Source organism: Lonsdalea iberica, assembly GCF_002111585.1.
Lineage (GTDB): Bacteria > Pseudomonadota > Gammaproteobacteria > Enterobacterales > Enterobacteriaceae > Lonsdalea > Lonsdalea iberica.
In genome coordinates, this window is record NZ_LUTP01000082.1 from 1 (window position 1) to 5,616 (window position 5,616).

General features: G+C 56.1%; 4 protein-coding genes and 1 pseudogene. All 5 read left to right on the forward strand.

All coding sequences use genetic code 11. The features are described 5' to 3' along the window. Positions 1-392 precede the first annotated feature (392 nt). Positions 393-893, forward strand: a complete 501-nt coding sequence (tssB, locus tag AU511_RS16480; protein ID WP_094110329.1) for a type VI secretion system contractile sheath small subunit — start codon at positions 393-395, stop codon at positions 891-893. A 33-nt stretch (positions 894-926) separates the two neighbouring features. Next, a pseudogene (gene tssC / locus AU511_RS16485) lies at positions 927-2,473 on the forward strand (type VI secretion system contractile sheath large subunit). A gap of 18 nt (positions 2,474-2,491) precedes the next feature. After that, a complete protein-coding gene (gene tssK / locus AU511_RS16490) occupies positions 2,492-3,829 on the forward strand; it encodes a type VI secretion system baseplate subunit TssK (RefSeq protein ID WP_094110330.1) in 1,338 nt (445 codons plus the stop codon). Continuing rightward, positions 3,826-4,479 carry a type VI secretion system protein TssL, short form gene (gene tssL / locus AU511_RS16495; RefSeq protein ID WP_094110331.1) on the forward strand — a complete coding sequence of 218 codons (654 nt, stop codon included), beginning with the start codon at positions 3,826-3,828 and terminating at the stop codon, positions 4,477-4,479. Before tssK ends, tssL begins: the two co-directional genes overlap by 4 nt. Before the next feature lie 3 nt (positions 4,480-4,482). Beyond that, the coding region (locus tag AU511_RS16500; RefSeq protein WP_205756472.1) for an OmpA family protein at positions 4,483-5,616 on the forward strand (1,134 nt) is incomplete at its 3' end.

Consider the following 5,616-nt stretch of genomic DNA (forward strand, 5'->3'; position numbering starts at 1 on the left):
CCCTAAGCCAAATTGATCATTTGCTGAACACCCTTATCCCATAAGGCCTGAAGTGACTATGCAAGAAAATTACTATAAATCAGAAATATGATCGGTGATTTTTAAAAAACATAAATATAAAAAAACTGTTACATATTTTCGTTTCCGATCTGGCAGGGAACGTTCATAAACTCCGGCCATTGGGTATTATCCGAAAATTTCTTATTTAAGAAAAATACTCAAAAATACAGTGTCGACATGCTGGTGGATGGAATGCGCCCGCTTTTAATTCCGGGATTTTTGTTTTTCGTCGGATGATGCGAACCGGAAAGTTGTTTTGGCAGGGTAAGTTTTTCTTATTTATTTCTCACTGGCATTGACCGTTTCTATCACTCCATAGAACAGGGACAGCCATGTCTAACTCTTCCTTTCAGTCTGAAATCCCTAAAGCGCGTATTAATCTGAAACTCGATTTGCATACGGGGGGCGCGAGCAAGAAAACGGAGCTCCCTCTGAAATTACTGGTGGCGGGCGACTTCGGTAATGGCCAAGAGGCCGCGCCTCTGTCAGAGCGAAAAAAAGTTAGCTTGAACAAAAATAATTTTGACTCTGTTCTTTCCGAATATTCCCCCAAAGTCAATCTGACCGTTAAAAACACGCTCGCTGATGACGGTAGCGAAGACAACATCAGTCTGACATTCCAGAGCATGAAGGACTTCACTCCGGAGCAAGTCTCCCGGCAAATCCCCCAGTTGAAGGCGATGCTTTCCATGCGCAATCTTCTTCGCGATTTAAAAGCGAACCTGCTGGATAACCAGGCTTTCCGAAAGGAGCTGGAAAAAATCCTGCTCGACCCGGCGTTAAGCGCAGAACTCAGAGCCGAACTTTCAGCCTTGGCACCTAAACAGCCATAACGGTCACGATGATTTAACGGATTAATAAGGAAGATGTTGATGTCTGTAAAAAATGATAATGCCGCAGGTAGTGAGAGTGTCGTGCTGGAACGTCCTGCTGCGGGCGGGGTTTATGCGTCCCTGTTTGAAAAAATCAACCTGAGCCCGGTGTCTGAGCTGAGTGCGCTGGATATCTGGCAGGACGCGCAGGCGATGTCGGATGCGACCGCGGATGAACGTTTAACGGCGGGGATGCAGGTGTTCATGGAGTGCCTGAAAAAATCGGGCTCAAAGGTTGAAAAACTCGACAAAAACCTGATTGACCACCATATCGCGGAGCTGGACTACCAGATTAGCCGTCAGCTGGATGCAGTAATGCATAGCGAAGAATTCCAGGCGGTGGAGAGCCTGTGGCGCGGCGTGAAATCGCTGGTCGACAAAACCGATTTCCGTCAGAACGTGAAGGTTGAGTTGCTGGATATGTCAAAAGAAGATCTGCGTCAGGACTTCGAAGACAGTCCGGAAATCATCCAGAGTGGACTGTATAAACATACCTATATCGATGAGTATGACACTCCGGGTGGAGAGCCTGTCGCTGCGCTGATTTCTGCCTATGAATTTGATGCGTCTGCGCAGGATGTTGCTCTGCTACGCAACATTTCAAAAGTGTCTGCCGCAGCGCATATGCCGTTTATCGGCTCTGCCGGACCGAAATTTTTCCTCAAGGATTCGATGGAGGAAGTGGCGGCCATCAAAGACATTGGTAACTACTTCGACCGTGCGGAGTACATCAAGTGGAAATCCTTCCGCGAGACGGACGATGCCCGCTATATAGGCCTGGTGATGCCGCGCGTGCTGGGTCGCCTGCCGTATGGCCCGGACACTGTGCCGGTTCGCAGCTTCAACTATGTGGAAGAAGTGAAAGGCCCGGATCACGACAAATACCTGTGGACCAACGCCTCGTTTGCGTTCGCATCCAACATGGTACGCAGCTTCATTAACAACGGCTGGTGTGTACAAATCCGTGGCCCGCAGGCCGGTGGCGCCGTCCAGGACCTGCCTATTCATCTGTACGATCTGGGTACCGGTAATCAGTCAAAATCCCGTCAGAAGTGATGATTCCGGAAACCCGCGAGTTTGAGTTTGCGAACCTGGGCTTCATTCCGCTGTCCTACTACAAAAATCGCGATTACAGCTGCTTCTTCAGCGCTAATTCCACCCAGAAACCGGCCCTGTATGACACCGCCGATGCAACGGCCAACAGCCGCATCAATGCCCGTCTGCCGTACATCTTCCTGCTGTCGCGTATCGCGCACTACCTGAAGCTTATCCAGCGTGAAAACATCGGTACCACCAAAGATCGCCGTCTGCTGGAGCTTGAGCTGAACACCTGGGTTCGTGGTCTGGTGACTGAAATGACTGACCCCGGTGACGAGCTGCAGGCTACTCACCCGCTGCGTGACGCCAAAGTGATTGTCGAAGACATCGAAGACAACCCGGGCTTCTTCCGCGTCCGGTTGTTCGCCATCCCGCACTTCCAGGTGGAAGGGATGGACGTCAACCTGTCACTGGTTTCTCAGATGCCGAAAGCCAAATCATAAGGCGAGGGGAAGTCAGGGATGAAAATTTACCGACCACTTTGGGAGGATGGGGCCGCTCTGGCCCCGCAACAGTTCCAGCAGCAGGCCCGCTGGAATGAACACGTTGCCGACATGGTTGCCCGGATGGGTATTTCACATCCCTGGGGCGTGGTTGCGGCAGAATTTGATGATGCTGCACTGGCGCTCTCTCGCCTGAACGCCAACCGTCTGGTGGTGCGCTTTCAGGACGGTACCCTTGTTGATACCGACCTGGCGGACACGCTGCCTCCGGTCTGTGATTTGTCTGTTGCCGCTGGCCGAGAGGCTGTTGATGTGGTTGTCGCGCTGCCGCTGTTGAGCGCCAGTGGCGGCAACCTCGATAACGGCCTGGATAATGAGCGCCCGCGTCGCTGGAAAGCTGAGCGTGTGGTGGTGCAGGAACTGGCCGGACATGAAAGCGGGGAACTCGCGATCCTGCGTAATGCGCTGACCCTGCGTCTGTCCAGTCAGGAAAATTCGGCATACCTGACCTGTCCGGTTGCCCGCCTGGTGCGTAATGCGCAAGGGCAGTGGAGCCGCGACCCGGCCTTTATCCCGCCAATGCTTTCCATTTCTGCAAGCCCGCAGTTGACCACCGAACTGGGTGACCTGCTGGTCCGTCTGCAGGCACGCCGCCGTCGCCTGATGGCCATGCGCCGTGAAAGCAATGAGCGGATGGCCGACTTTGCGGTCGCGGATGTCTCCCTGTTCTGGCTGCTCAATGCCCTGAACAGCGTCGAGCCGGTGCTGGCGGAGCTGCTGCAGACGCCTGAACGTCACCCGGAACTGCTGTATCGGGAGATGGCGCGTCTGGCCGGCAGTCTGCTGACGTTCTCTCTGGAGCACGAAGCCGGGGACATTCCGGCTTATCAACATGATGCCCCTGAACGGGTCTTCCCTCCGTTGCTGACGTTGCTGGACAAACTACTGGAAGCCAGCCTGCCATCGCGCGTGGTCAGCATTCAACTGGAACATCACGACCAAATCTGGAAAGGGGCTCTGCACGATGCGCGCCTGCGCGAAGGGGCTGATTTCTGGCTCTCGGTACGCTCCTCCATGCCGAACCATGAGCTGCAGGTGAAATTCCCGCAGTTGTGTAAGGCGGGCAGTTTTGAGGATGTCTCGGAGGTGGTGAATGTAGCCCTGAGCGGGATGACCATCAAACCTGTCAGTCATGTCCCGGCCGCAATTCCGCTACGTCTTGAGAACCAGTATTTCTCGCTGGATCTGAGTTCGGAGGCGGCATGGACCATGCTTGAGATGGGGAGTTGCACCTTCTATACCCCGCGCTCACTGGGGGAGGTGAAACTTGAACTCTTTGCGGTGCTGCGCACATGAATACACCAGAAATGAGTCAAATTGAGCGTGTTTTCTACCCTGGCTGGCTGATGGTCAGTCAGTTACGGGGCGGACAGGAGGTCCGCGACGGGGAAGGGCTCTACCGCCGGGCCTGCTGTCTGGTGCTGGAGGCGAAAGCCGCGCTGAAGGAGGCGGGCTACAGCGATATCAGCCGTGACCATATGGTGTATGCCCTGTGTGCGCTGCTTGATGAGAGCGTGCTGAACCGCGGATCCACAGATGACGGTTACCTGACCTGGCGGCGTGACCCGCTTCAGGCGCACTTTTTTGGCACGCTGAATGCAGGCGAAGAGTTGTGGGAGCGTATTCGCAACCTGCTCAAAGAAACGGCGCCAGACATCGCGGTGCTGACCTGTATGTACCGCACTTTGCAATTGGGCTTTGTTGGCCAATACCGGGCCGAAGACGATGAGCGACGTGACGATGTGGTGCGGGCGTTAGGTGAGCGGGTGCCAGCCTTTACGCTGGCACAGGACGCCCCCATTGTTGCCCGGGCATCACGCCTGCGTAGCGGCCGTCGCGGGTACTGGCTGACCTGGGTTGTGGCCGCTGTCGCCCTCGTCGCCCTCTGGTTCTTCCTTTCGTCTTCGCTTGCCGAACTGGTAAGCCAGACTGTCAGGCCGGGGTAAGCGATGCGGGATGCGTACCAAAGTCTGTTAACTGCTCTGGGTGTCGTACTGGCACTGTGGATCATCCTCGGATTCTGGCCATTGTCCACGGGCAGCCGTGTGGCACTCAGCCTGCTGGTTGTTCTGGTGTCCGGGGTGATGTTCTGGCGCCAGCGTGGGGCTTCTCAGGCGCGGACGACCGCTGTCAGTGAGATTGTAGATGAAAACCTGCCGCCGGAAAATTTTCAGGGGGCGGTTATCCTCGTCTGTGGCGACAATGCACCACTGTTTGTGTCTGGTTCCCGTCACCGGGAAACCCGGCAGGGCTGGTATCTGCGGGTGAAGGATGCGGAACAGCTGCCACTCTTTGCACAGCACCTGAGCCTGGTGCGCCCGGCCCTGGTGTCGCAAATCTCCGTCATGCTGGCGGTGGTACCTGAACAGCATACCTCCGGTGATGATTTTACCCAGTCCCTGCGGGGCTGGCAGCGGGCAGTCGTCCAGTGCCGTGTGGCATTTGGCACTCTCCCCCCGCTGTGGACCGTAAGCTGGGTATCGCCCCCTGTGGCCTGCGCGGAGGCTGAGCCCGTCTGGTTTACCTCGGTAAGCCAGCGGGCAGGTATTCAGGTGTATCAGCCCGGTCAGGGCAATGTGTCACTGACGGAGTGGGCCAGCGAGAGCGGATCAGACGGGCGTCTTTCGCGTCTGAGTCAGTGTCTGTGGCTGGAGAGTCTGCTTGCCTGGCAGAACGGCGCGGTGAATGACCTGCTGTCGGTACGGCAGGGCGAACTACCGGTGATGAAGCCCTGCGTGCAGGGTATGTGCATGGTGCCGGTGAGCGGTATCGCAGGCGATCTCTGGCAACAGCACATAACGTCCATGACGGCGCTGCCACCGGATGTCGTCGTGACCACAGAGCCACTGCCTCTGCCTGAACTGCTGCTGCCGGCGTTGCCGCGCCGACGTGGCGTGAGCCGCAGAATGGTGTTCTGGCGTTATGCCGGATTACTGGGCGGGATTTTCCTCGCGCTGGCTATGCTGGCGTCCTGGATGAATAACCAGCGCCTCATCCGTAATGTGGGCGATCACCTTGCGTTATATCACCAACTGACGGGTAAGCCTGTTGCCCCGAAACTGCGTGCGCTGCAGCGTCTCAGG

What these genes read in the sequence shown, in the direction of transcription:
- tssB (WP_094110329.1), top strand. Translation starts at nt 393, where the DNA reads ATGTCTAACTCTTCCTTTCAGTCTGAAATCCCTAAAGCGCGTATTAAT.
- tssK (WP_094110330.1), top strand. Translation starts at nt 2,492, where the DNA reads ATGAAAATTTACCGACCACTTTGGGAGGATGGGGCCGCTCTGGCCCCG.
- tssL (WP_094110331.1), top strand. Translation starts at nt 3,826, where the DNA reads ATGAATACACCAGAAATGAGTCAAATTGAGCGTGTTTTCTACCCTGGC.